This is a genomic window from Microbacterium sp. NPDC055521, assembly GCF_053619695.1.
In genome coordinates, this window is the sequence record NZ_JBSHJX010000003.1 from 110,765 (window position 1) to 136,549 (window position 25,785).

The 25,785-nt window shown below is 69.5% G+C and carries 26 protein-coding genes; 6 read left to right on the plus strand and 20 right to left on the minus strand.

Annotated elements, in window-relative coordinates:
- Positions 1–30: 30 nt before the first annotated feature.
- The 3 genes from ACWGSM_RS04065 to ACWGSM_RS04075 form a co-directional block, all read right to left on the minus strand.
- Positions 31–960: an ABC transporter permease gene (locus ACWGSM_RS04065; RefSeq protein ID WP_452321882.1), complete on the minus strand. Its 930-nt coding sequence runs from the start codon at positions 958–960 to the stop codon at positions 31–33.
- Positions 957–2,291 (minus strand): quaternary amine ABC transporter ATP-binding protein, encoded by a 1,335-nt coding sequence (locus ACWGSM_RS04070; protein ID WP_452321691.1) that lies wholly within the window; start codon positions 2,289–2,291, stop codon positions 957–959. The genes ACWGSM_RS04065 and ACWGSM_RS04070 overlap by 4 nt, the downstream gene beginning before the upstream one ends.
- Positions 2,292–2,602: 311 nt before the next feature.
- A complete protein-coding gene (locus ACWGSM_RS04075) occupies positions 2,603–3,721 on the minus strand; it encodes a class I SAM-dependent methyltransferase (protein ID WP_452321692.1) in 1,119 nt (372 codons plus the stop codon).
- A 69-nt stretch (positions 3,722–3,790) separates the two neighbouring features.
- Here ACWGSM_RS04075 and ACWGSM_RS04080 point away from each other — a divergent pair, with 69 nt between their 5' ends.
- The 4 genes from ACWGSM_RS04080 to ACWGSM_RS04095 all read left to right on the plus strand — a co-directional run bounded on the left by ACWGSM_RS04080 (position 3,791) and on the right by ACWGSM_RS04095 (position 7,116).
- Positions 3,791–4,492, plus strand: coding sequence for a TetR/AcrR family transcriptional regulator (locus ACWGSM_RS04080; RefSeq protein ID WP_452321693.1), 702 nt, complete (start codon positions 3,791–3,793; stop codon positions 4,490–4,492).
- Positions 4,489–5,439: an ABC transporter ATP-binding protein gene (locus ACWGSM_RS04085; RefSeq protein WP_452321694.1), complete on the plus strand. Its 951-nt coding sequence runs from the start codon at positions 4,489–4,491 to the stop codon at positions 5,437–5,439. The genes ACWGSM_RS04080 and ACWGSM_RS04085 overlap by 4 nt, the downstream gene beginning before the upstream one ends.
- On the plus strand, positions 5,436–6,236 hold the full coding sequence (locus ACWGSM_RS04090; protein ID WP_452321695.1) for an ABC transporter permease subunit: 801 nt from the start codon (positions 5,436–5,438) through the stop codon (positions 6,234–6,236). Before ACWGSM_RS04085 ends, ACWGSM_RS04090 begins: the two co-directional genes overlap by 4 nt.
- A 76-nt stretch (positions 6,237–6,312) precedes the next feature.
- Entirely contained in the window at positions 6,313–7,116 is an 804-nt protein-coding gene (locus ACWGSM_RS04095; RefSeq protein WP_452321696.1) for a MerR family transcriptional regulator, read from the plus strand.
- Positions 7,117–7,262: 146 nt separating this feature from the next.
- Here ACWGSM_RS04095 and ACWGSM_RS04100 read toward each other — a convergent pair whose 3' ends face one another.
- Positions 7,263–8,486: an NAD(P)/FAD-dependent oxidoreductase gene (locus tag ACWGSM_RS04100; protein WP_452321697.1), complete on the minus strand. Its 1,224-nt coding sequence runs from the start codon at positions 8,484–8,486 to the stop codon at positions 7,263–7,265.
- 159 nt (positions 8,487–8,645) lie between these two features.
- Between ACWGSM_RS04100 and ACWGSM_RS04105 the strand changes: the two genes are divergently transcribed.
- Positions 8,646–9,128: an Lrp/AsnC family transcriptional regulator gene (locus tag ACWGSM_RS04105; protein WP_452321698.1), complete on the plus strand. Its 483-nt coding sequence runs from the start codon at positions 8,646–8,648 to the stop codon at positions 9,126–9,128.
- Between the two features lie 36 nt (positions 9,129–9,164).
- Here the strand turns inward: ACWGSM_RS04105 and ACWGSM_RS04110 are convergent, their stop codons facing one another.
- The 10 genes from ACWGSM_RS04110 to ACWGSM_RS04155 all read right to left on the minus strand — a co-directional run bounded on the left by ACWGSM_RS04110 (position 9,165) and on the right by ACWGSM_RS04155 (position 18,377).
- Positions 9,165–10,532 carry an extracellular solute-binding protein gene (locus tag ACWGSM_RS04110; RefSeq protein ID WP_452321699.1) on the minus strand — a complete coding sequence of 456 codons (1,368 nt, stop codon included), beginning with the start codon at positions 10,530–10,532 and terminating at the stop codon, positions 9,165–9,167.
- A gap of 96 nt (positions 10,533–10,628) precedes the next feature.
- Positions 10,629–11,585, minus strand: coding sequence for a carbohydrate ABC transporter permease (locus tag ACWGSM_RS04115; RefSeq protein WP_452321700.1), 957 nt, complete (start codon positions 11,583–11,585; stop codon positions 10,629–10,631).
- Positions 11,585–12,577, minus strand: coding sequence for a carbohydrate ABC transporter permease (locus ACWGSM_RS04120; RefSeq protein ID WP_452321701.1), 993 nt, complete (start codon positions 12,575–12,577; stop codon positions 11,585–11,587). The genes ACWGSM_RS04115 and ACWGSM_RS04120 overlap by 1 nt, the downstream gene beginning before the upstream one ends.
- Before the next feature lie 246 nt (positions 12,578–12,823).
- The gene (locus tag ACWGSM_RS04125) at positions 12,824–13,597 is read right to left on the minus strand and encodes a DeoR/GlpR family DNA-binding transcription regulator (RefSeq protein WP_452321702.1); all 774 of its coding nucleotides are present in this window, start codon (positions 13,595–13,597) and stop codon (positions 12,824–12,826) included.
- 30 nt (positions 13,598–13,627) lie between these two features.
- On the minus strand, positions 13,628–14,494 hold the full coding sequence (locus ACWGSM_RS04130; protein WP_452321703.1) for a class II fructose-bisphosphate aldolase: 867 nt from the start codon (positions 14,492–14,494) through the stop codon (positions 13,628–13,630).
- On the minus strand, positions 14,491–15,711 hold the full coding sequence (locus ACWGSM_RS04135; protein ID WP_452321704.1) for a 1-phosphofructokinase family hexose kinase: 1,221 nt from the start codon (positions 15,709–15,711) through the stop codon (positions 14,491–14,493). Before ACWGSM_RS04135 ends, ACWGSM_RS04130 begins: the two co-directional genes overlap by 4 nt.
- Positions 15,712–15,713: 2 nt before the next feature.
- A complete protein-coding gene (locus ACWGSM_RS04140) occupies positions 15,714–16,700 on the minus strand; it encodes an ROK family protein (protein ID WP_452321705.1) in 987 nt (328 codons plus the stop codon).
- Between the two features lie 33 nt (positions 16,701–16,733).
- Positions 16,734–17,627, minus strand: coding sequence for an SIS domain-containing protein (locus tag ACWGSM_RS04145; protein ID WP_452321706.1), 894 nt, complete (start codon positions 17,625–17,627; stop codon positions 16,734–16,736).
- A gap of 119 nt (positions 17,628–17,746) precedes the next feature.
- A complete protein-coding gene (locus tag ACWGSM_RS04150) occupies positions 17,747–18,043 on the minus strand; it encodes a chorismate mutase (RefSeq protein WP_452321707.1) in 297 nt (98 codons plus the stop codon).
- Between the two features lie 4 nt (positions 18,044–18,047).
- A complete protein-coding gene (locus ACWGSM_RS04155) occupies positions 18,048–18,377 on the minus strand; it encodes a hypothetical protein (protein WP_452321708.1) in 330 nt (109 codons plus the stop codon).
- A gap of 93 nt (positions 18,378–18,470) precedes the next feature.
- Between ACWGSM_RS04155 and ACWGSM_RS04160 the strand changes: the two genes are divergently transcribed.
- Positions 18,471–19,766: an AI-2E family transporter gene (locus ACWGSM_RS04160; protein WP_452321709.1), complete on the plus strand. Its 1,296-nt coding sequence runs from the start codon at positions 18,471–18,473 to the stop codon at positions 19,764–19,766.
- Between the two features lie 66 nt (positions 19,767–19,832).
- Here the strand turns inward: ACWGSM_RS04160 and ACWGSM_RS04165 are convergent, their stop codons facing one another.
- The 6 genes from ACWGSM_RS04165 to ACWGSM_RS04190 all read right to left on the minus strand — a co-directional run bounded on the left by ACWGSM_RS04165 (position 19,833) and on the right by ACWGSM_RS04190 (position 25,770).
- Complete coding sequence (locus ACWGSM_RS04165) at positions 19,833–20,753, minus strand: ABC transporter substrate-binding protein (RefSeq protein WP_452321710.1); 921 nt, start codon at positions 20,751–20,753, stop codon at positions 19,833–19,835.
- A 21-nt stretch (positions 20,754–20,774) separates the two neighbouring features.
- Complete coding sequence (locus ACWGSM_RS04170; RefSeq protein WP_452321711.1) at positions 20,775–21,503, minus strand: ABC transporter permease; 729 nt, start codon at positions 21,501–21,503, stop codon at positions 20,775–20,777.
- Positions 21,500–22,171 carry an ABC transporter permease gene (locus ACWGSM_RS04175; protein ID WP_452321712.1) on the minus strand — a complete coding sequence of 224 codons (672 nt, stop codon included), beginning with the start codon at positions 22,169–22,171 and terminating at the stop codon, positions 21,500–21,502. Before ACWGSM_RS04175 ends, ACWGSM_RS04170 begins: the two co-directional genes overlap by 4 nt.
- Complete coding sequence (locus ACWGSM_RS04180) at positions 22,168–22,998, minus strand: ABC transporter ATP-binding protein (RefSeq protein WP_452321713.1); 831 nt, start codon at positions 22,996–22,998, stop codon at positions 22,168–22,170. Before ACWGSM_RS04180 ends, ACWGSM_RS04175 begins: the two co-directional genes overlap by 4 nt.
- A 169-nt stretch (positions 22,999–23,167) precedes the next feature.
- Positions 23,168–24,577: a dihydrolipoyl dehydrogenase family protein gene (locus ACWGSM_RS04185; protein WP_452321714.1), complete on the minus strand. Its 1,410-nt coding sequence runs from the start codon at positions 24,575–24,577 to the stop codon at positions 23,168–23,170.
- 74 nt (positions 24,578–24,651) lie between these two features.
- Positions 24,652–25,770 carry a lactonase family protein gene (locus ACWGSM_RS04190; protein WP_452321715.1) on the minus strand — a complete coding sequence of 373 codons (1,119 nt, stop codon included), beginning with the start codon at positions 25,768–25,770 and terminating at the stop codon, positions 24,652–24,654.
- Positions 25,771–25,785 lie beyond the last annotated feature (15 nt).

Below are 25,785 nucleotides of genomic sequence, written 5' to 3' on the forward strand. Positions count from 1 at the left end.
TTGCGTTCCGTATGTGAGTGCGTGTTCGATTCAGGCGGGCTGCAGGGCGGCATCCGGCACGGGGACGGATGCCGAGGCGCGGCGCCGCGCCTCGCGGCGACGGGCCAGGGTGCCGAGCAGCGAGGCGTGGTTCTCGGCCGGTGCGCCGAGGGCGGCGGTGACCCGGTCGAGGAAGACGGCGATCAGCACGACGCCGAGGCCCGCCTCGACGCCCTTGGCGATGTTGATCGTCGAGATCGCCTCGACCACCATCTTGCCGAGGCCGTCGGCGCCGGCCATACCGGCGATGACCGCCATCGAAAGGGCCAGCATGATGACCTGGTTGATGCCGGCCATGATGGTCGGCATCGCGAGCGGCAGCTGGATGCCGCGCAGGATCTGCCCGGGCTTCGCGCCGAACGCCTGACCGGCCTCGACCGTCTCAGCGTCGACACCGCGGATGCCGAGCTCGGTCAGCCGCACGCCCGGAGGCAGGGCGAAGATGATCGTCGCGACCATGCCGGGCACCACGCCGATGCCGAAGAACACGATGGCGGGGATCAGGTAGACGAAGGCCGGCATGGTCTGCATGAAGTCGAGCACGGGCTTGAGCACCGCACGCACGGTGGCGTTGCGAGCCGACCAGATGCCCAGCGGCACGGCGATCAGCACCGCGACGACCGTCGCGACGAGCACCAGCGACATGGTCTGCATCGCGGGCACCCACAGGTTCATGCCGACGATCAGCAGCAGCGACACGGCCGTGCCGATGGCGAGCTGCCACGAGCGCACCAGCCACGCGATGAGCGCGGCGATCGCGATGATCGCGAGGAAGTGCACCGACAGCAGGCCGGCGGTGAGGCCGTTGACGAGGAACCCGAAGACGAAGGCGATGCCGTCGAGCAGACCGTCGAGGTTGTCCTTGACCCAGTCGACGATTCCGGCGACCCAGGTTCCGATCGGAATACGGAAATCCATCAGCGCACCTCCTCGGCGTCAGGGGTACCGGCAGGGGTGCCGGCGTCGGGGGAGCCGGCGGCCGTCTCGGTGAACGAGCTGGCCTCGGCGAGCACCTCGTCGATCACGGCCTGCGGCATCGGGTTCAGCGGCAGGGTCAGCTCACCGGTGGCTCCCGGCCCAGGGCCGAGCGCGGCGAGCAGGGTGACGCGCGGGATCACGCCGGTGAGGCGGCCCTCGCCGTCGGTCACGGCGAGCGGCAATGGCGACTCGACCGAGGGGATGAAGAGGTTCATCAGCACCTCGTTCTCGTCGACCACCTGCGGTGCCGGCTTGAGGATGGATGCCAGTGACGACTCGCCCTTGCGGACGAGCTTCACCGCATCGCGGTCGGTCACGATGCCGACGAGCTTGCGGTCGCGGCCGACCACATAGGTCGCCGACATGTAGGAATCCCGCATCTGGCGCAGCGCCGTGCGCGGGCCTGCCGACTCGGCTACGACGGGGCGCGGACGCTCCATGACGTTCGAGGCGGTGAGCACGCGGGCGCGATCGACATCCTGCACGAACTGCTCGACGTAGTCGTTGGCGGGGTCGGTGAGGATGTCTTCGGGCGTGCCGATCTGCACGATGCGGCCGTCGCGCATCACCGCGATGCGGTCGCCGAGGAACATCGCCTCGTTGAGGTCGTGCGTGATGAACACGATGGTCTTCTGCAGCTTGGCCTGCAGTTCGACAAGCTGCTCCTGCATCTCGCGGCGGATCAGCGGATCGAGGGCGCTGAACGCCTCGTCCATGAGCAGGATCTCGGTGTCTGCGGCGAGCGCGCGGGCGATGCCGACGCGCTGCTGCATGCCGCCGGAGAGCTCGCTGGGCAGCTTCTCGCCCCAGCCGTCGAGACCCACCAGGGCGAGGATCTCGTCGGCCTTGCGCAGGCGCTCGGTCTTGCCGATGCCCTTCAGCTCGAGCGGGTAGGCGACGTTGTCAGCGACGGTGCGGTGCGGCAGCAGGGCGAAGTGCTGGAACACCATCGAGACACGGTCACGGCGGATGTCGCGCAGCTTCGAGGCCGGGATGCCGGTGATCTCGTCTCCGCCGATGGTGATCTCGCCGGCGGTGGCGTCGTGCAGGCCGTTGAGCATGCGGATGATGGTCGACTTGCCGGATCCGGACAGGCCCATGATGACGAAGATCTCACCGCGGTTCACGGTGAAGCTCGCGTCGATCACGGCGGCGGTGCCGACATCCTGCACCTCGGTGCGGCTCTCACCGGCCTTCAGACGCTTCACGGCCTGCTGCGGATTCCGACCGAAGACCTTGTAGATGTTGCGCGCTTCAAGAGCGGTTTCGGACACGTTTCCCCCGTAGCCCACCGAATCTTCGGGTCTCGGCGGGCCGCTTCGGTTACGCCCGGGTGACGTTCTCAAGGCCGTTTCGACAGCGCTGCACAGCGGCACAGACGGGGATTTCGGATCCCCGCGACAGAACATCGACCGTACGCCCACGCCTCTTCGTGTACAGCTCGGGTCGAAAGAAGGACGCGACCGCGGACTGGTCTTGAGGCCTCGCGGCCACCCAGCCACGCTACTGAATGGCTGATCCGGTGGCAAATCCGGGTTCTGGATTTCGCGCGTCACCGGGGGTTCTCCCCCTCAGTTCGAATCGCTCAGCCCCGACGGACGCTGCGCGTGACGGTGAACTTCGGGGTGCGGGCGACCTGTTCCGTCGCCCCGACGTCGCGGGTCAGCACACCGCGGTGATCGAGGTGCGAGTTGAACACCGTCCACACCTCGCCGCCAGGGCGCAGCAGCCGCGCTGCGGCCTGGATGAGCCGGTGACCGGCACCCTCGTGCACGCTCGTGCCGAGGTGGAACGGCGGGTTCAGCAGGATCAGGTCAGCCGAACCGTCGGGCAGCTCCGAGCCGGCGTCGTCAAGGGTCACGGTGACCCGTGCGGCCAGTCCGTTTGCGACGACGGACGCCTGAGCCGAGCGCGCCGCGGCGGCCGAGCGATCGGTGGCGGTGATCACGGCATCCGGATGCTGCTGCGCGAACGCCACGGCGAGCGCGCCGGTTCCGCACCCGAGATCGACCACCCGGGCGGCCGGGGCCGGCGGCGCAAGGGTCGACATCACGTCGATCAGCACCCGCGTGCCGATGTCGAGGCGAGCGCCGGCGAAGGCGCCGCCGTACGCGCACAGGGTGAAGCCGTCGTGCCGGCGGCTGACCGGGAACGGCGGCTGGTCGGGAACGGGAAGGGCACCGGATGCCACGATCAGCCGCGACTTGCGCTCGGCACGCTGCGCCTGCACGTCCGTGAAGTGTCGCGCGAGCACCTCGTTCTGGGTGAGCGCCATGTGCTTCACCCGCCCGCCCGCGATGAGCGTGACGTCGGGCGCCGCCCATCGGGCGACGGCGTCGGCGACCTCCTCGAGCTCGGCGAGCCCCTTCGGGAGCTGCAGCAGCACGAGACGCGCCCCGCTGAGCAGCGAACTGTCGAGCTCGTGCGCCGCCGGCAGCGGCAGGTCGAGCGCCCGCGCGTTGGCGGCGAGCGCGCGCCGGCCGGTGATGAGATCCTGATGCACCCGGATGCCGCGCATCCCGGCATCCGTCAGGGCGAGGGCGATCGCCCCGTACTCGTCGCCGATGATCGCGATCTCGTCGCCCGCGATGCCGCTCTCGATCGCGCGGTGCACGAGCAGCTCGTCGGTGGCATCCCAGGCCTGCAGGTTGGCCGCCTCGACGTCGGGGAAGCGCCGCAGTCGCTGGAAGTCGAAGCCCGTCACCCGCTCACACTATCGCCGCCGCGGCGAGCGGCATTGACACCGACCGAACAGATGTTTAGAGTACTGAACATGCGTTCAGCCTCCGAGGATCTCACCGCCCGAGCCCGGATTCGCGAGGCTGCGATCCGCGCCTTCGCCCGCGACGGGTTCGACGCGGCGAGCATGCGCGCGATCGCACGAGATGCGGGGGTCAGCGCAGCCCTGATCGTGCACCACTTCGGTGACAAGAACGCGCTGCGCGCCGCATGCGACGACTATGTCGTGGCCGCGTTCATCGACGACAGGCACGAGCTGATCGAGGCGCCGACTGCTGATCGCATCCGCGCCGCGCTGCACGACGTCGAGCGCTACGGGCCGTACATCGACTACCTCGGCCGCATGCTCGGCGACAGCTCGCCGGCCGCCGACCGCCTCTTCGATGAGATCATCCGCGTCACCCGCGGCGTGCTCGACGAGCAGCGCGACGCGGGACTGCTCGTCGAGATGAGCGACCCCGAGATGACCACGCTGCTCGTGGCGATGATGGGCCTCGCGCCCGTGGTGATGCGCGCGCAGATCGGCCGCGTGCTCGGTCAGGACCAGCTGAGCCCGGCCGGCATGATGCGCAGCACCCTCCCCACCCTGGAGCTGCTCACGCACGGCATCTACTCGAGCACGGCCTTTCTCGACGGGGCGCGTCAGGCATTGGCATCCGACAGCACTCCCGCGACCGACGCCGCGTCCGACCCCGTGGCCACACCCGGGGATCCCACCGAAGGAGGAGCATCATGAGTTCGGTCATCGACATCGCCGACCTGCACAAGCGCTTCGGCCGCAACACCGCCCTGCACGGCCTCGACCTGCACGTGCGGCGGGGCACGATCTACGGCCTGATCGGGCCGAACGGCGCCGGCAAGACCACGACGCTGCGCACCCTCGTCGACATCATCCGTCCCACATCGGGTGACGTGCGCGTGCTCGGCGAGGATCCGCGTCACGGCGGCGCCCGACTGCGGCGCCGCATCGGCTACGTGCCGGGCGAGCTGCGTCTCGAGGGGCGGGTGACGGGGCAGCGGATGCTGTCGTTCTACTCCGAGGTGTCCGGCCCGGTTGATCGCGGATACACCTCCCAACTCGCCGAGCGCCTCGGCGTCGACCTGACGCGCCCCGTGCGCAGCCTGTCGAAGGGCAACAAGCAGAAGATCGGGTTGGTCCAGGCGTTCATGCACCGGCCCGAGCTGCTGATCCTCGATGAGCCGACCAGCGGGCTCGACCCGCTCATGCAGCGGGAGTTCCTCACGATGGTGCGCGAGGCGCGCGAGGCCGGGCAGACTGTGCTGCTCAGCTCGCACGTGCTCAGCGAGATCCAGCAGACCGCCGACGAGGTCGCCGTGCTCGCCGCGGGCCGGATCGTCGCGCAGGGCGACGTCGCGTCGCTGCGCCTGGGCTCGGTGAGGCGGGTGCGGGTCGCGGTCGGCGGGCACGATCCGGATGCCCTGCGCCGTCGCTTCACGGGCATCGCGGGCGTGCAGGGACTGGAGGTCACCGCGCAAGGCGACGTGCTGCACCTCACCGCGACGGTGGAGGGTGCGATCGACCCGTTCGTGAAGGCGCTCGCGCAGACGACCGTGCACGACCTGACCGTCGAGGAGCCCGACCTCGAAGAGAGCGTGCTGCGCCTCTACTCGTCATCCTCTTCGCCGACACCCCCGGCCTCCGCCCAGGGAGTTGCACGATGAGCACGGTTCTGCCGGTGTTCCGGCGCAGCATCCGAGAGTCGTGGCGCGGCGTGATCGGATGGAGTCTCGGCATCGCGGCGGTGCTGTTCCTGTACCTGCCGCTGTACCCGAGCTTCGGTGCGAGCGGGCAGCTGGAAGACATCATCAAGGCTCTGCCGTCGCAGCTGATCGAGACGCTGGGCTACGACCAGATCGCCACCGGAGCAGGCTACGCGCAGAGCACCTTCTACGGGCTGATGGGCTTCCTGCTGCTGACGATCGCCGCCGTGCTGTGGGGCTCGGCAGCTATCGCGGGCGCCGAAGAATCCGGCCGACTCGAACTCGACCTCGCGCACGGCATCGGGCGGGCGCAGTACGCGGTCGAGGCGGCGCTGGCGGTGCTCGTGCGGCTGCTGTGGCTGGGGGCGCTGTCGGGGGCCATCGTGTTCGCACTGAACGAGCCTGCGGAGCTGGGCATCCATCCGCCGCACATCGTCGGGGCGGCGCTCGCCCTCACCGGGCTGGCTTTTCTCAGCGGGATGGCCGGCCTGTTCGCCGGCTCCCTCACCGGCCGCCGTTCATGGGCGACGGGTGTCGCCGCAGCCGTCGCCGTGCTGGGATACGTGTTCCAGGCGGTGGCTAAGCAGTCGACGGACTTCGAATGGCTGAACGCCCTCTCTCCGTACGCCTGGGTGTACCACCAGCCCCCCTTGAGGGACGGCGTCGACGCAGGTGGCCTGGTGCTGGTCTGGGGAATCGCGGTGGCGCTGGCCGCGGCATCCGCCCTCGCGCTGGCGCGCCGCGACCTGCGCGGGTGAGGCCGCGGGTGCGGAGATTCCGGCATCCATCGGCGAGACTTGACCCTGACACGGTGTGAGGCGGTCGAATCAGAGCATGTTGTCCATCGGAGCGTTCGCGCAGATCGGCCAGGTGACCCATCGGATGCTGCGGCACTGGGACACCGCCGGGTTGCTCGTGCCGGCCCACGTGGACGAGTTCACCGGCTACCGCTCGTATGATCCCTCGCAGCTCGACCGGCTGCACCGGATCGTTGCGCTGCGGCAGCTGGGGTTCGGACTGGAGCAGATCGGCGCTGTCCTCGACGAGGAGATCGGCGCGGATCGCATAGCGCGAATGCTGCGCTCCCATCGGGATGCCGTGGAACGCGAGCACCGCATCGCCACCGAAAGACTCGTCGATGTGGAACGCAGGCTCCACCTCATCAAGAGAGAGAAGCGCATGTCATCGGCCGAGTTCATCGAGAAGTCACTGCCTGCCGTCCGCCTCATCGCCCGCACGGCGACAGTGCCCGCCGACGAGGTCAGTCGTCATGTGGGACCCATGTTCGGTGAGGTCGAAGACGGCCTTCCCGAGACGGAGGGGATGCTCGAGACGCCGATCGCCCAGTACCGTCCGACCGATGACGGGATGCTGCTGACCATCGGCTACGCGTACCGCGGCGACCCTGTCGAGGGCCTCGAGCTCGTCGAACTCGCTGCCGAGGAGCGAGCGGTGTGCGGCATCCACCTCGGGCCGACGGCCGGCATCCCCGATACGTGGCACGCACTGCACGCCGAGATGCTCGCCCGTGGCTTCACCCCCTCGGGTCCGTGCCGCGAGCTGTACGTGCGGTCCTGGCCGCTCGACGACGAATCCGCCTGGGTCGTCGAGCTGCAGCAGCCTGTCTCACGCGCCTGAACAAGCGGAGTCGGGGTGTCAGGGATGCATTTCGCCGTTCGGGTACCCATCTGACCAGACGAATGCATCCCCGACCGCGGACGTACGGTTTCGGCCGGGTCGGCGTACCAAACTGACCCCGGATGCCGGGCGGCTGGCGCCGCCCGTCAGCGCAGCGGGTCGAAGGGTTTGATCTCGGGGGCGATACGGCCCGTGGTGATCTGCTCGGCGAGCAGCTTGCCGGTCGCCGGGCCGAGCACGATGCCCCACATGCCGTGCCCACCGGCGACGTACACGTTCGGGGCCTGCGTCGCGCCCACCAGCGGCAGCCCGTCGGGGGTGACCGGGCGCGAGCCGACCCACTCGTCCTCACGGTCGTCGAAGTCGATCCCCTGAAGCATCTCCCGCGCCTGCGCGATGATCGCCTGCACCCGCCGCGGCTGGAAGGGCTCGTCGGGGCGACGGAACTCCATGGTGCCGGCGATGCGGAATCGCCCCTGATACGGGGTGCACGCGATGCGCTGGAACGGGAAGTACACCGGGTGCTCCTGCGGCATCGACGTAGCGACCGTGAACGAGTAGCCGCGGCCGGCCTGCACGCGGGTGCGCACCCCGAGCTTGCGGGCCAGCGCGGGCATCCAGGCGCCGGTCGCGATCACGACCGAATCGGCCTCGAGGCGCTGCCCGTTCGACATGGTCACCACGGGGCGGCGGGTCGACGAGACGTCGGTGACCTCGTAACCGGTGATCAGCTCGGCCCCCCGCTCAACGACCGCGGCACCGAGCGCCTCGACGAAGGGCGCCGGCTCGAAGAAGCGCTGTCCGTCGAGTCGGTACGCGTGCGTCACGGCATCCGACAGCACCGGCGCCAGCTCGCGCGGGTTCTCGAGACGCTCGAACGGCACGTCCTGCCCGTGCCGCACGACGCCCTCGATCTCGTGCAGGAAGCCCTTCGAGTCGGCCTCCTGCCTGAAGCCGATCACGAACGGGCCCTCGCGGGTCCACGACTCGACGCCGCCGTCGAGAAGCTCGTCGAAGCACTCCAGTGCGATCCGGTCGATCGGGGTGAGATCGGCCATCGTCCGGTCCCATGCGCGGTTGGTGCCATGTGCGGCGAACTGCCCGAGGAACATCCACAGCCCGGGGTCGACCCGGAACGGCACGTGCAGAGCCGCATCAGGGTCGAGCAGGGCCTTCGGCCCGTACGTCCACAGCCCGGTGTCGGCGAGCGGGATGGTCTTGCCCGGAGTCAGCCAGCCCGCATTGCCCCACGACGATCCGGCGGCCACGCCTACCCGGTCGATGACCGTGACCTCGACACCGCGCTCCTGCAGATGCCATGCCGTGGCGAGACCGACCATTCCTGCACCGACGATGATCGTGCGCGTCATTGCGTCCTCCTGAGACAGCTGATCGCAGGCGCGCGACAGCGACGCCCACTACCTGCGATTATGCAGATCCCACCGCTTCACGGGTCTGCAACCGAAGATCCTGCGTAGAATCATCCGGGAATGGAGAAATTCTTCATTCAAGGGCGAGAAAGTGGTCGCATGAGTCCCGAATCTTCGGCATCCGTCCACTCCGGACTGGATGCCATCGACCGCACCCTGCTGTCAGAGCTGAGCCGCAACGGCCGCATCTCGAACACCGACCTGGCCGCGATCGCGGGAATCGCCGAGTCGACATGTCTCAAACGCGTGCGCGCGCTGCAGGCGAACGGGGTGATCGTCGGCTTCCACGCCGAGATCTCGCCCGCTGCGCTGGGGCTGCATCTCGAGGCGCTGATCACCATCCGCCTGCACGCCCACGCCCGCGGCGACCTGCGCCGCTTCCAGACCTATCTCGAAGAGCTGCCCGCGACTCAGCAGGTGTACTTCCTCGCGGGCGACCGCGATTTCCTCGTGCACGTCGCGGTTCCGGATGCCAGTGCGCTGCGCGAACTCGTCTCCGACACCATCAGCCTGAAGCCCGAAGTGGCGTCCACCAGCACCAGCCTGATCTTCGCCCAGGCGGCCGGGTCGCGGGGTCTGTGACCTGACGGCACGACCCGCACGACCCGACCGCACGACTCAGTCCTGCTCGATGTTCTCGTATGCCCGCATCGCCGCCTTCTGAGCATCCTTCAGGGCCTCTTCAGGCGACTTGTCACCGAGCAGCGCCGCGGTGATCGCGTTGTTCAGCTCGTTCTGGATCTCCTGCCCGGCGGGTGACGACCCGAAGGACTGCCCGTAGTCGACCACGTCGTAGTACGTCGAGATCACCTGATCGAACCCGGCGTTGCCGCTCGGGGTCACCCACTCGTCACGGATCGCCTTGTCCGCGGCCGGCGAGCCGGTGAACAGTCCGGTGTTCACACCGCCGTCCTTCTCGCGGGTCTCGCCTCGAGCCTTCCCCGCCGCCGCCCACGCATCATCGGAGGTGAGATCGACCATCCACGCGCACGCCGCCGCCGGATTCTTCGCACCGACCGGCACGACGAACGCGGTTCCGGATGCCACCGAGAACGGCTCACCGTCCGCTCCGCGGAAGGGCACGGCCTCGAGCTGCAGCTCGTCCATGTAGGGCGAGAGCACGTTCGGATACCACTGCGCGTTCACCTGTGCGCCGACCTGGCCGGCGACGAACTGGTTGTTGTCGCCGAAGGTGTCGAACGAATCGGTGAAGCTCTTCACCGCGGCGAAGCCGCCCTGAGCATCCGTGATCTTCTTGAGCATCTCGATACCTGCGACGTTCTTCGGGTCGTCCAAGGTGGGCTTGCCGTCGTCGTCGTTGAGCTGTCCGCCCATTCCGAGGATCCACAGTCCGCTCTGCCCGGTCGCCTGCGGGTCGAAGCCGAGACGGGTGGGCACGCCGCCCTTCTCCTGATAGATCTTGCCGATCGCGTCGAGCAGCACGTCCGGCTTCGAGGTGTCGATCTGGTCGGCCGTGACGCCCGCCTCGTCGAGCACCTTCTTGTTCACGAGTATCGCCGGCGGCTGGTAGAACTGCGGCACCGCCCAGATCTCGTCGTCGTAGGTGACGTCGTCGACGACGAACGGGTACCAGTGCTCGCGCGGCGATACGTCCTGTTCCTTCAGGCATTCGTCGAGCGGCAGGATCAGCCCCTGAGCGGCGTAGGTGGTGACGTAGCGACGGTCCATCTGCACGACGTCGGGCACGTTGCCGCCCGCCAGCCGCGTGGTGAACTTCTGCGCGTCGAACGCGGTGGCGTCGAGATCGACCTTCACATCCTTCAGCTGCCCCTCGGCGTAGTCGAGGCGCGACTGGCCGACATCGTCGGCGTTCTCGAAGCCCCAGGCCTTGAGGTCGCCCGTCGCCTGGGCGCCCCAGTCGACGTCTTCCGCCACGTCGGACGCGTCCTTGCCGCCTCCGCAGCCGGTCAGCACGACAGCGGATGCCGCGACGATGGCCGCGATTCCCAGAATGCGCTTGTGCATCTCTCTTCCTCTCGTTCGAGCGGCGGTCCCGAATAGCCGCCGCTGTTCTGTTGTGGATGTCGTGTGTTCCGGATGCCTGCCCGCCGGCATCCGGGTTCAGCCCTTGCGCCCCTGCGTGGCGACGCCCTCGATGAAGTACCGCTGACCGAAGGCGAACAGGACGAGCATGGGCACGGTGACGATGAGCGAGGCGACCATGACGTACTGGTAATCGCCATGCCCGCCGGCCGTGGGGCTGTACTTCGTCATGGCGTAGGCGATGCCCAGCGGAGCGGTGAACTCGTCGACCGATCCAGCGTTCAGATAGATCAGGGCGGAGTACAGGTTGTTCCAGCTCGCCTGGAACTCGAACAGGAAGACGATCACGAAAGACGGCACCGACAGCGGCATCGCGATGCGCCAGAACAGTCCCCAATAGCTCGCGCCGTCCAGGCGCGCGGCCTCGAACAGCTCACGCGGCAGTCCGAGGAAGAACTGCCGTTGCAGGAAGATGTAGAACGCCGAGCCGAACAGGTTCATGCCCCACAGCGGCACCCACGTGCCGAGCAGGCCGGTCTCCTTCCAGATCAGGTAGATCGGGATCATCGTCACCGCACCGGGCAGCATCATGGTCGCAAGCACGAGTCCGAAGAGCAGTCCGCGCCCCGGGAATTTGAAGTAGGCGAAACCGAACGCGACGATCGAGCTCGACACCGCGACGGCGGTCGCCGCCAGCACGGCGATCGCCACGCTGTTCCACAGCCAGCTCATCAGTGGCAGCTGGTTCCACACCTCGACGTAGTTCCCGGGCATGAACGTCTTCGGGATCAGCGCGTTGTCGAACACCTCGCCCCGGGGCTTGAAGCTCGCCGCCACGAGCCACGCGAAGGGATACAGGAACAGCAGGGCGAACCCGACGAGGATGATGGTCAGCACGATCCGCGCCGCGAGGCTGCGGGGCCGGCTGAGGGCGCGGCGCCATCTCGGGCGCTTCGGAACGGTGGCGACGGCCGTCGACGCATCCCGGCGCTCGGGATCCTGACGCCGGGGCGTGTGCTGCAGTGAGGTGGCCATCAGCGGTCTCCCTCGTAGTAGACGAACCTGTTGCCGAACTTCACCTGGATCACGGTGATGACCATGATGATGACGAACAGCAGCCAGGCCATGGCCGCGGCGAACCCGAAGTTGAACTGCCGGAAGGCCTGCTGGAACAGGTAGATCGCGTAGAACAGCGACGCCTCGGGCGACGAGTTGCTCTGATCCCGCCAGAACAGCAGATACGCCTGGTCGAAGATCTGGAACGCGGCGATCGACAGCACGATGACGTTGAAGAACATCGCGCCCGAGATCATCGGCAGGGTGATCGAGAAGAACTTGCGCACGCTGCCCGCTCCGTCGAGCGATGCCACCTCGTACAGCTCAGTCGGCACGTTCTTCAGCGCCGCGAGGAAGATCACCATGGTGCCCGCGACCGTCCACAGTGTCATGATCACGATGCTCGGCTTCACCCAGGCGGGGTCCACCAGCCATTGCGGCCCCTCGATGCCGAACAGGCGCAGGAACTCGTTGATCACCCCGCTGTTGCCGTTGAGCAGCAGGAAGAACACCGCGGCTGTAGCGACGGCGGGCGTCATCTTGGGCAGGTAGTAGAGGGTGCGGAAGATGCCCGCACCGCGTCCGACGCGGTTGAGCAGCATGGCCAGCACGAGCGCGAAGACGATCTCGAGCGGCACCGCCATCACGACGTAGAACAGCGTGTTGGCCAGAGACACCATCACCCGCGGGTCGTCGAAGAGCTCGGCGTAGTTGTCGAGGCCGACCGGACGCGCACTGTTGGTGGCCAGGTTGTAGTTGCTGAACGAGATGTACAGGCTGTAGATCATCGCGCCGGCGGTGAACACGAGGAACCCGATGATCCACGGCGTGATGAACAGGTACCCGGCGATCGCCTCGCGCTTGTTGTAGTGGTCGCGCGCCGGCTTCGGCCCCCGGCGGAACCATCGCCGCTTCTTCTCGGCTTCCTGCTCCGCCGGCACGAGTGCCTCGGGCGTCGTCGTGATGCTCATCTGCCACCTCCGTCCCGCTCGTCGTCGCGTGATTCGGCGCTGCGCACAGAGCAGACGCACCTTTCGCGTGTCCCGACCGTAGGCCCGATCGGTCTCGCGAGGGCGGGCCTTGCCACGGGGTGGGAAGAGAGGCATGATTAGCGGAGCCGCGCCCTGGCTGATTCTTCTCCGGGCTGATCAGACCGCATTACCGCGTTCGGTCACACCGCCGATCCCGGGGGGTGCTTTCGACCGCACGTGCGTCGGTCAGCCGGCGCGCACCTCGAACCCGGCATCCGTCAGCGCGGCTCGCTGCGCGTCGGTCGCTGCGGGGTCGGTGATCACGAGCGGGAAGAGGTCGGGGCCGCCGAGGTGGGCGAACGCGGCGCGACCGATCTTCGAGGCGTCGGCGACGATCACGGCGCTGGCGGCGCGCTGCGCCATCATGCGGTTCACCGCAGCCTCGGCCTCGTCGTGCGTGCTCGCGCCCGCGTCGGCCGAGAGAGCATTCACGCCGATGAAGGCGATGTCGAGCCGGATGCCGCCGAGCAGCTGCTCGACGAACGGACCGACCAGCTCGAAGCTGCGGGGGTGGATGACCCCGCCGGTGACGACGACCTTGAACTCGGGGCGCATGGCCAGCTGGGCGGCGATGTTGACGGCGTTGGTGACGACGGTGATGCCCTGCTCGGCGAGGTCGCCGCGCGCGGCGAGTGCCGTGGCGATCGCGTTGGTGGTCGTTCCACCCGAGAGTCCGACGACCTGCCCGGGTTCGACGAGCGATGCCGCCACAGCCGCGATCTGCTCCTTCGCACCGGTGGCGTGATGGCTGCGGAACCGGATCGGCAGCTCGTAGGCGACCGACTGAGCCACGGCGCCGCCGTGCGTGCGGGTCAGCAGCCGACGTTCGGCGAGGCTGTCGAGGTCGCGCCGTGTGGTCGCGGCCGATGCGCCGAAGCGCGCGACGAGGTCGTCGACGCTCACCTCACCCTGGACTGCGAGCAGATCGAGGATGGCGGTGAGCCTGGCGGCGCGGTTCATGTCGTGCCCATTCTGTCAGTCGGGCCACCGTCAGGCGGATTCGAGGGCGAACAGGCGCAGCATCCGCGCCGCCTCCTCGGCGACCGCCTCACGGGCGGGAGAGAAGTACTTGCGTGAGTCGACGAGCTTCTCGTCGGCGGCGAGCGTCTCGCGGATCGCGCGCGTGAAGAAGCCGTTCAGATGGGTCGACACGTTGATCTTCGTCATCCCGGCGCGGACCGCCTGTACGATCACATCGTCTGAGACGCCCGACGAGCCGTGCAGCACGAGCGGGATGTCGCCTCCCGAGCGGCCGATGCCGCTGAGGGCGCTCTTGAGGCGGCCGATGAGGTCGATGTCGAGCGAGGCCGAGCGGTCGAGCATCGCGTGCGACGAGCCGACCGCGACGGCGAGCGAGTCGACCCCGGTGGCTTCGACGAACGCCCGCGCCTCGTCGGGATCGGTGCGCACACCCGGAGCGTGGGCGCCGTCCTTGCCGCCGACCTCGCCCAGCTCCGCCTCGATGTAGACGCCTCGGGCACGGGCGCGGGCGGCCACATCGGCCGTGATCTCGACGTTCTGCCCGTAGTCGAGCTTGCCGCCGTCGAACATCACCGACCCGAAGCCCAGCTCGATGGCCTCGTCGACGAGCTCGGGCCGCTCGGCGTGATCGAGGTGCACGGCGACCGGGGTGCTCGCGCGCCGCGCGACGGCCAGGGTCGCCCAGCCGATCGGCTCGAGGCCGCCGTGGTAGTCGGCGCAGTTCTGCGAGATCTGCAGGATGACCGGCAGGTTCGCGCGCTCGGATGCTGAGACCAGCGCCTCGGCCGTCTCGAGGTGGATGACGTTGAACGCGCCGATCCCGGTGCCGGCCGATGCGGCGGCCCGCATCAGTTCGCGTGCGGGTGCGAGGGTCATCGGGTCTCCTTGAGGTGGGGTGCAGGATCGGATGCCGAGGGGGCCTCTGGCGAGACTTCTTCTGCAGCATGAGACGGCGCGTGCGGAGGGTCGTCTCGTGCCGGAACGGAAGTCTCGCCGGCGGGAGTCGGTTCGGCGGGCCGGGCCGCGAGGGTCATCGCGGACTCGAGATCGCGCCACGACGGGTGGATCTCGCCGGCGAGCGGCATGAGTACGGCAGCGGCAGACCAGGCGGTCGCGCGCCGCAGGATCTGCGCGGAATCGTGGATGCCGGCATCCATCAGCACGGCGCACGCGGCGACCGCGGCATCCCCCGCCCCGGTGGGGTTGCCGGCGAGCGTCTTCCCCAGCCGGGCATGCAGCACGTCGACATCACCGGACGCCGAGGGCGTGACCGCCAGCATCCCGTCGGCGCCGAGCGAGAGCAGCACCAGCCGGGCGCCGCGCCGGATCAGCTCGCGGGCGCCGTCGATGGGGTCATCGAGGCCGGTCGCGTCACGCAGCTCGTGCTCGTTGGGCTTGAGGACGGATGCCCCGGCATCCGCCGCCGCGAGCAGCGCCGGGCCGGACGTGTCGGCGATCACGATCGCTCCCGCGTCGAGGCCCAGCCGGATCAGGTCGGGCAGAGCGTCGTCCGGGATGCCCGGCGGCAGACTTCCCGAGATCACCAGCACCCCCGCGCGGCCGGGCGCACCGGCGTCGCCGAGGGCATCCGGATCGGGGGCCGACACGCCAGATGGCGGGCCCTTTCGCGGGATGCGGCCGACATCTGGAGTGTCGGCCCCCCATGTGTCAACGCCCCCGGAGGCCCCGACACCGGCGCCGGGCGCGCCGGCGACGCCGAGGGCGCGGGCCACGGCGTCGCGCAGCGTCTGCCACTCGGCGTCCGACGGGGCGACGCCCCGCTCGTTGACGATCGTCGTGTCGCCGCGCGCCTCGTCGACGAGCGCGATGCTGCGGCGGGTGGATGCCTCGACCGGCACGAGCACGTGCGGAACCCCCGCCGACGCGAGCTCTGCGGCGAACTCCGCGCCGGTCGTGCCGCCCGTGGTCGTGACCGCGAGGATCTCCGCGCCCTGCGCGTGCGCGACGCGGGCGACGTTGAGGCCCTTGCCGCCGGCGCGGGCCTGCCCGGCATCCGCTCGGTGCGTGTCGCCGACGGAGAGCGACGCGACGTGCCAGGTGAGATCGAGGGCCGGATTCGGTGTGACGGTCACGATCATGCCGGTACCACCTGCCGTGCGCGCAGCGCCGACCCGAGGATGCCGGCGTCGCCCGACAGCTCGGCCGGAACCAGGGCCGGGATGCGGTGGAAGCTGAGCCGATCGGCGAGGCGCGCGCGCAGCTCGTCGAACAGCGCGCCGCCGGCGTGCGAGAGCCCCCCGCCGATGACGACGGCCTCGGGGGCGATCACGGCGGTGAGCTGCGCGATCGACATCGTCAGCGCGTCGAGCGCCTCGTTCCAGATGCGCGCCGCGATCTCGTCTCCGGCTGCGGCGCGGGCGATCACCTCGCGAGCGCCGTCGACGACCGCGCCCGTCGCATCGGTGTAGCGGCGCGAGATGGCCCCGGCCGACGCGATGGCTTCCAGGCATCCGCGTGCCCCGCACGGGCACGGCCACTCCCCGATCGGTGCGTGGCCGATCTCGCCGGCATAGCCACCCGCGGTGTACGGACGCCCGTCGACGAGCAGCGCACCGGCGATGCCGGTGCCGATGATCAGCACGACCGCGTTCGCGTAGTCGCGAGCGCCGCCGAGCACGTGCTCGGCCCAGCTGGCCGCCCGCACATCGTGGTCGAAGGCCACCGGCATCCCGAATCGGGCCGCCATCAGGTCGCGCATGGGCGCATCGCGCCAGCCCAGGTTGCTGCTGAACACACCGATGCCGTTCTCGGCGTCGACGATGCCGGGCACGACGAGTCCGACGGCCTGCGGCACGACATCCGGATGCTGTGCACGCAGCTCGTCGGCGAGTTCGGCGAGACGCTCGATCAGCCCGTCGGGAGAGCCGTCGGCGCTGGACGGAGTCGGAGTGCGGCGCAGTCCGCGCGCGGTGCCGTCGGCGCCGAACAGCGCCGACTTGATGTCGGTGCCGCCCACGTCGAACGCGAGCACAGGCACGCCGGCCCCGATCGAGGCGGCACGGGCGAGCCGTTCACCGGGCTCGTCGCTGACCGCCTCGGGGTTCTCACTGTGCTCGGACATGCGCGCCTTCCGTCATCCGTCCCTCGTGAGCGGTCAGCCCTCGAGGACCACCGAGCGGGTGAGGTTGCGCGGCTGGTCGGGGTCGAGGCCCTTCGCGACCGCGCGGTCGAGGGCGACGCGGTGCAGACGCACGAGGTCGGCCATCGGGTCGATCGCGTGCTGCACGAAGCGCGCGCCGGTCGCCTCGACCTGGGACTGCAGGCCCTCGGGCGCCGAGCCGAGCTGCCACGTGATCCGCCCCGGAGCGGCGATGGCGATCGGACCGTGGCGGTACTCCATCGAGCTGTACGACTCGGTCCACGACTGCGACGACTCGCGCATCTTCAGGGCCGCCTCGTGGGCGAGACCCATCGCCCAGCCCATGCCGAGGAAGCTGTACTGCTCGGCTTCGGCGAGCGCGACGTCGTCGGTGCCGTCGAGCACGGCCTGCGCGTCGGCGATCGCGGCGTCGAGGCTCTCGCCGACCGACGCGCGGAACAGGGCCAGCGCCGTGGTCGCGAAGCGGGTCTGCACGACCGACTGCTCGTCGGCGAACGAGAGTCCGATCACCTGGTCCGCGAGGTCGACGAGCGGGGAGGCGGTGTCGCCGACGACGGCGATCACGGGCGTGGTGCCCTTGACGCGCTCGGTCAGCTCGAGCACCTCGGTGGTCGTGCCCGAGCGGGTGAGGGCGACGATCGCGTCGTAGCCGCGACCGAAGGGGAACTCGGATGCCGTGAACGCGTCGGTCTCGCCGTGCCCGGCGCTCTCGCGCAGCGCGGCGTACGACTGTGCCATGAACCACGAGGTGCCGCAGCCGACGACGGCGATGCGGGCGCCGGATGCCGGGAGCAGGGCCTGCTCGTCGCGCATATCTGCCGCGCGGGTCCAGGTCTCGGGTTGCGAGGTGAGCTCTGAGCGCATGTGTGCGCCGGCGGTGGTGTGCATGACGACTCCTGAATGCTTGTTTCTGACGTTTAGAACCAGATATCGATCATATTCTGACATAGATTCGGGGCGCACTGAACTCCCGCGCAGCGCCGGGAGGCGTGCTCGGGACGAGAAGGTCAGCGGCCCTCGGCGGCCTCGGTGTGGTGGCGGATGACTTCGGCGACGACGAAGTTGAACCACTTCTCGGCGAACTCCGGGTCGAGGTGCGCCTCTTCGGCCAGCGCGCGCAGGCGGGCGGTCTGCTGCTCTTCCCGCCCGGGGTCGGAGGCGGGCATGTCGTGCTCGGCCTTGAGACGCCCGACCTGCTGGGTGCACCGGAAGCGCTCGGCGAGCATGAAGATCAGCGCGGCGTCGATGTTGTCGATGCTGGCGCGCAAGCGCAGCAGTTCAGCGCGCGCGTCAACGTCACCCACGTCGTCAGCTGTGCCGACGGTCGGCGTGCCCTGCGTCGCCGTCGTCGGGGTAGCGTCCGTCGGTGTACTCGCCCTCTTCTTCGTCGACGTGAGCACCGGCGCCGGTGTGACCACCAGGACCGCTCGAGTGATCGGCGTCGGTGTACTCGCCCTCGCCGTGTCGCGGCAGATGCTGCTCGCGGCCGTCGGCGGAATAGACGCCGTCGGTGTACTCGCCCTCGGCCTCTCCTCCGTGCGCGGCGTGACCGCCGGTCGTCGTGCCGTCGCCGTGGTCGGCGTCGGTGTACTCGCCCTCGGCGGGCTCGGATGCGTCGTGTGCGCGTTCGTCAGACATGGGATCCTCCAAGGGGTGGTCGCTTCTCTCACGATAGTCAAGCCCGAGCCGAGAAGGCAGGGTCACTTCGGCGCTGGCCATAGAGTGATCGCCATGAGCACCGAAGACCCCACGTCGCCCGCGGCATCCGACCGCGGCGACTCCCGCGCGGCGGCCAGGGCCACCCGCGCCGCGGCCGCCGCGGAGACCGCCGAGATGGGCGCGGCCATCCAGGCCGATGCCGCAGCGGACGAAGCCGGCGCCGCAGCCGACGAGGCGGATGCCGCTGCCGCGTCGGCCGAAGCCGCCGAGGCGGCAGAGCATCCCTCTCCGGCCGACGCCCCCACGCCACGTCGGTCGATGTGGACACGGATGGACCGTCCGTTCCGGCTCGGCTTCCTGCTCACCCTCGGCGGTCTGTCGGCATTCCTCGTCGCGCTCGCGCTCACCAGCCTTTCGACGGTGCTCATCTACGTCGCCATCGCCCTGTTCGCTGCGCTCGGCCTGAACCCCGCCGTACGGCTGCTCGAACGGCGCGGGCTCTCCCGCGGCGTGAGCGTCGCCATCGTCATCGTCGCTCTGGTGATCGCTGTGGGTCTCGTGCTGGTGATGATCGTGCCCGTCGTCGTAGAGCAGATCGCGTCGTTCGTGAAATCCGTACCCGATGTGATCGACGACTTCATGCACACCGATCTCTACCTCCTGCTCGAGAAGCAGTTCGGCGACCAGATCGGCTCTCTGCTCGCCGACGGACAGAACCTGCTCACCGACGGCAAGACGCTCACCGCACTGGGCGGCGGCGCCCTGAAGGTCGGCACATCGATCGCGGAAGGCGTCTCGGCCTTCGTCATCGTGTTCGTGCTCACCCTGTACTTCGTGGTGGGTCTGCCCGGCATCATCAGGTCGATGCTGCGCCTCGCCCCAGCCCGCAAGCGTCACCAGGCCCGCAGCATCATCGACCAGATCACCGAGTCGGTCGGCGGCTACGTGCAGGGCATGGTCATCCTGGCGTTCGCGAACTCGATGGTGGCGCTCGTGCTCTACCTGCTGCTGGGGCTGCCGTTCCCGCCGCTGATGGCCGTCGTCGCGTTCCTCGTGACGCTCATCCCGCTGATCGGCCCGCTGCTGTTCCTCGCCATCGGCACGGTCGTCGCGCTGCTCGCCGACCCCGTGCACGCCCTGATCTTCGGCGTCGTCTACCTGATCTACATCCAGATCGAGGCGTACGTCCTCACCCCGAAGGTCATGAACCGCACCCTCGAGGTGCCGGGCCTGCTGGTCGTGCTCGGCGCGCTGGTCGGCGGCACCCTGCTCGGGCTGCTCGGTGCGCTGGTGGCGGTGCCGGCCACGGCATCCATCCTCATCATCCTGAACCAGATCTTCATCCCGCGGCAGGACGAACGCGTCTGACCCGCGAGAGCGCAGGCGCGGCCGGGCGGGCGAACCCACCCGGCCGCGCCGGTGTCCAAAGCCGGGTCAGATCAGACCCTTGTCCTTCAGCCATGCCTGGGCGATGTCGGCCGACGACTTCTGGTCGACGGTGCTCTGCACGTTCATCGAGACGAGATCCTCGGCACTCAGCTCGGCGCTGATCGCGTCGATGACCTTGCTCACCTCGTCGGCGATGTCGCTCGAGACGAGCGGCACGACGTTCGACGCGAGGATCATGTTCTCGGGATCCTCCAGCGCCACGATCTCCTCGGTCTGGAAGGCGGGGTCGGCGGAGTAGATGTCGGCCACCTGCACGGTGCCGGCCAGCAGCGCGTCGAGCGTGCCCTGGCCCGTGGCCGAGAACTTGAGGTCGATGCCGTATGCGTCCTTCGCACCCGCGGGGCCGTAGGGGCGCTGCTCGAACTCGGGAGCGGCGCCGATGGTCGCCGGTTCGCTGAGCTTCGACAGGTCGCCGATCGAGGTGAGCTCGTTCTCGTCCGCGAACGACTTCAGCACCGTGTAGGTGTCCTGGTCGCTGGCATCGGCGTACTGCAGCGCGGTGAGTCCGTCGGGGAGCGCGTCCTGCAGCGCGGCGTACACGTCGTCGGGGCTGGTGGCCGTGGCCTCCTTGTCGAGGTACTCGAGCAGGTTGCCGGTGTACTCCGGGAACACGTCGATGTTGCCCGACTCGACCTCGGGCATGTAGGCGTCACGCTGGCCGATGTTGAACTTGCGGTCGACGGTGAAGCCGGCGTCTTCCAGGCCCTGCGCGTAGATCTCGGCGATGATCTCGTTCGAGTAGTACGCCTGCGAGCCGATGACGATCGTGTCGCCGCCGGTGTCGTCGCTGTCGGCGCTGGGCTTGTCGAGCGGATTCGCGTTCGATCCGCAGCCGGCCAGCGAGAGGGCGGCGACGAGGGCGACACCGGCGGTGAGCGCGGTGCGGGTTCTGCTGTGGGTGGACATGTGCGGACCTTTCGGTGGGGGTCAGGCAGGAGCGGATGCCACGCGGCGAGCGCGCGACGTCGAAGCGGGTGTTCCGGATGCCGGGGCGCGCAGCCCCGTGGGGACGGCGGCACGCTGGGCGAGCGCCATCAGCAGGTCGACGATGAGGGCGAGAGCGGCGACGAGGATCGCGCCGCCGAGCACCTGGTCGAAGCGGCTGAGCGGGATGCCCTGGATGATGGGCCAGCCGAGCCCGCCGAGGTTCACGTATGCGGCGATCGTGACGGTGGCGATCACCTGCAGCAGCGCGGAGCGCAGACCGCCGACGAGCAGCGGCAGGCCGAGCCGCAGCTCGACCTTCGTGAAGATCTGCCACTCGGTCATGCCCATCGCGCGCGCCGCGTCGATGACCCGGCGGTCGATGGCCTCGAGTCCGGTGTAGGCGCCGGCCAGCAGCGAGGGGATCGCGAGCAGCACGAACGTGATGACGGCGGCGAGCGGCGTCTGCAGGATGCCGAGCACGAGCACCAGCAGCACGAGCAGCCCGAACGAGGGGATGGCCCGCGCGGCGCCCGAGATGGCGACCGCGATCTCGCGCCCGCGCCCGGTGTGGCCGATCAGCCAGCCCGCCGGCAGCGCGATCGCCGCGGCGACGGCGACCGAGACGATCGTGTAGATCAGGTGCTGCGCGAGCAGGGTGGGCATGGCGTAGGTGCCGACCAGGCGGTCGGGGGAGAACAGCCAGGCGAACGCCTCGGCGAACAGGTTCACGCGCTGACCGCCTTCGCACGGCGGGTACTGATCGTCGCCGCTCGGGTCCAGGGCATGAGCATCCGCCCCGCGAGGATGAGCAGCACGTCGACGACCAGGGCGATGATCACCACCGCCACGACACCGGCGAGCACCTCCGCGATGAGTCTGCGCTGCTGCCCGTTCGTGAACAGGTAGCCCAGGTTGGTGACCCCGATCAGGATGCCGACCGTCGCGAGCGAGATGGTCGAGACCGCTGTCACCCTCAGCCCCGCCAGGATGACGGGCCCGGCGAGCGGCAGCTCGACCGTGAAGAAGCGCCGCGGTGCCGCGTAGCCCATGGCGGTCGACGCCTGCAGCACACCGGCATCCACCGAGTCGAGCCCGTCGGCGACCGCACGGACCAGGATCGCCACGGCGTAGATCGTGAGCGCGGCGATCAGGTTCTCCTCGCTGATCACCGAGTACCCGAGGGCTGCGGGCATGAGGATCAGCAGCGCCAGCGAGGGGATCGTGTACAGCAGACCGGTGAGCACGATGACGGGTCCGCGCACCAGCCGGTATCTCCAGGCGACCCAGCCGAGCGGCAGCGACAGCACGAAGCCCAGCGCGATCGGGATGAGACTCTGACGCAGGTGGTCCACCGTGAGCTCGACGATGAGCCCGAGGTTGTCCACCACCCAGTTCATGCGGTCGGCTCCCCCGTGCCGACGAGGCGGCCCTGCGTGCGCCCCTCCGAGTCGACAACCACCTGGCCGTTCGGCGTCTGCTTCACGGTCAGCGCACGGCGACCCCGCTCGGCGCCGATGAACGCCTCGACGAAGGCATCCGCAGGGTTCTCGATGATCTCGCTGGGGCTGCCGACCTGCACGATCCGCGCTCCGCGATCGAGGATCACGACCTGATCGCCGAGCAGGAACGCCTCGTCGATGTCGTGCGTGACGAACACGACGGTCTTGTCGAGCTCGCTCTGCAGGCGGACGAGCTCCTGCTGCAGATCGGCGCGCACGATCGGGTCGACCGCGCCGAACGGCTCATCCATGAGCAGGATGTTCGGGTCGGCGGCGAGCCCGCGCGCGACGCCCACGCGCTGCTGCTGACCACCCGAGAGCTGGCTCGGATAGCGCTCGGCGAGCGACTGATCGAGACCGACCGTGGTGAGCATCTCGCGTGCCCGCACGTGCGCGTCGCGACGCGAGACGCCCGTCAGGCGCAGCACCGTCGCCACATTGTCGAGCACGGTGAAGTGCGGCATGAGACCGGAGTTCTGCATGACGTAGCCGATGCTGCGCCGCAGCGCGACCGGGTCGCCTCCCAGCACGCTCTTCCCGTCGATCTCCACCTCGCCGGAGGTGGGCTCGACCATGCGGTTGATCATGCGCAGCAGCGTCGTCTTGCCGCAGCCGGACGAGCCGACGAAGACGGTGGTCTTGCGCGAGGGGATGACCAGGCTGAAATCATCGACGGCGTGCGTGCCGTCGGGGAACGTCTTGGTGACCGACCGGAACTCGATCATCGGCTCGCGGCTCCTGCGGGGACAGCTCTCATGCACGTACCTCCTGGCATCCCTTCGAGGGTAGGGGACATCACCGACATTGCGGCGGAATCGCTCCCTCCGCCCACTACGGGTTCGGAGCCGTCGCCCAGGCGGATTGCCGGCCGTGTCCCGGCACGCCGTCGCACGGTCATGCGGACTGCCTGCCGTACTCCTCGAGCAATCGCAGCCAGATCTCGCTCATCGTGGGATAGGCGGGAACCGCGTGCCAGAGCCGGCTTATCGGCACCTCTGCGACCACGGCGATGGTCCCAGCCTGCAGCATCTCGGCGACGTCGGCGCCCACGAAGGTCGCCCCGAGGATCACCTCGCGCTCGGTGTCGATCACCATGCGCGCCCGTCCCTGGTAGCCGTCGGCATGCAGAGCCGCGCCCGATACCGAGCCCAGGTCGTAGTCGACGACCGCGATCTCCCGGCCGACGTCGCGGGCGGCATCCGCGGTCAACCCCACCGAGGCGACCTCCGGCTCGCTGAAGACGACCTGAGGCACGGCCGCATGGTCGGCGGTCGCCACATGACGACCCCACGCGTCATCGGCGATCACTTCTGCCCGAGAGCGGGCGACGATCACATCGCCGGCGGCGCGCGCCTGATACTTGCCCTGATGCGTCAGCAGAGCCCGGCCGTTGACGTCCCCGACGGCGTACAGCCAGTCGCTGCCCGGCACCCGCATCGTGTCGTCGACCTCAATGGAGCGACCCGACCGCAGGCCGATCGTCTCGAGACCGATGTCGGCGCTGCGCGGGGTGCGTCCGGTGGCGACGAGCACCTCGGCTGCCCTGACCTCGGCCCCGTCGTCGAGGGTCAGGATGACCGCATCTCCCTCGCGACGCACCACGGTGGTCTGCGTGTTCAGCCGCACATCGACGCCAATCCCGCGCAGCCCCTCGGCGACGTGTTCACCGGCGAACGGCTCCATCCGCTCGAGAAGGCCGCGCCTGGCGATCAGCGTGACCGTGGCCCCGAGCCCGGCGAAGACCGTCGCCATCTCGACGCCGACGACCCCGCCGCCGATGACGGCCAGAGAGTCGGGTACCAGTTCGGCTCCGGTCGCCTCACGGCTGGTCCACGGTCCCGCCTCTGCGAGGCCCGGGATGTCGGGGATCGTGGCATCCGATCCGGTGGCCACCGCGACCGCGTACCGTGCTCGCAGCACGCGCTCACCGTGTTCGGTGGTGACCGTGACCTCACGCTCACCGGTCAGCCGCCCGTGCCCGCGCACCAGGTCGATGCCTGCGGTCTGAAGCCACGACACCTGCCCGTCGTCCGACCAGTGCGAGACGAACTCGTCACGCCTGGCGAGCACGTCGGCGGGTGCGACGTCGCCGCCCGTGACTCCGCGCACGTGCTGTGCGGCACGCAGCGCCTGCAGGGGTCGCAGCAGCGCCTTCGACGGGGTGCACGCCCAGTACGAGCACTCGCCGCCGACGAGTTCGCTCTCGACGATGACGGCGGTGAGCCCGCCCTGCACGACTCGGTCGGCCACGTTCTCGCCGACGGGGCCAGCGCCCAGCACGATGACGTCGTATTCGTCGCTCATGACGTCAGTCTTGCCGAGCCCGGCTCTCGAGGCCACCGCTTGACATGCGCCCCGGCGATCGGCAGTGCTCCGGATCAGCGAGCGCGCAGGATCACCGTCGGCGTCGGCGCGTCGGTGACGTGGCGCACGTCGCGCGGGGCGCCGGAGCGCTCGTCCAGGTCGACCACGCTGACCGTCCCCGACCGCTGTCCCGCCACGAGCAGGGTGCCGTCGTGGACCAGGTGGTGGCGCGGCCAGTCGACACCCGAGTCGGCGAGCGCGAAGGGCTCGAGCGAGTCGCCGTCCCCGCGTACGCGCAGCGCGGCGAGGGTGTTGCTGCCTCGCAGTGCCGTGTAGAGGGTCTCGCCGTCGCGCGAGACGGCCAGCTCGGCGGGGAAGTCGGTCCCGACCTGGGCGACCGGCGACGCGGTGGTCGCCGAGACGAGTCCCCACACTCCATCGCGGGCGGATGCCAGGGTGAACACCTCGCACGAGTACTCGGTGACCACGTGCAGATGGCCGCTGGGGTGCAGCACCATATGGCGCGGACCGGTGCCGCGCGGGAGCACGACCTCGTGATCAAGGGCGAGGCCGGGGCCCGATGCGCGCCAGATGCGCACCAGATCGAACCCGAGATCGGTGGTCGCGATGCGCCCGTCGGGCAGGAACACCGCCGCGTGGGCGTGCGATGCGCGTGGCTCCTCGCCGGCCGGGGTCGGGTGCGGATCACGGGCGCGCTGCGGATCGGGGGCCGGAACGTCACGCAGAGCCGGGTCGGCATCCCGGTCGCCGAAGAGCGCGGCGCGGAGAGCGGCGGCCTTGTCGACGCCGGCAGGCACGAGTGCGCCGTCGTCGCCGATCCCGAAGCGCACGACCCGTCCGTCGCCGTAGCAGCTGGCGATCAGCATCCGTCCGCCGGGCGCGACGGCGACATGGCAGACCGAGTCGCCCGCGCGAAGCGGGTCACCGAGCGGGCGCAGCGTCGCCTCGCCGGCGCGCGCGAACGCCTGCACCGCGCCTGCGCCCTCCAGGGCGGCGTAGACGACATCGAGCGTCGGATGAGCGGCCAGCCAGGACGCGGATGCCACCGGCGCCGCCGTGCCGCGATGGCGCAGCGTCGACGGGCCGCCGCCCTCATCGACGGAGAGGAAGCCGATGCCCTCGGCATCGCCCTGCATGTCGGCACCGTAGCCACCGGCCCAGAACTTCGTCATGCTGCATCCTCTCCC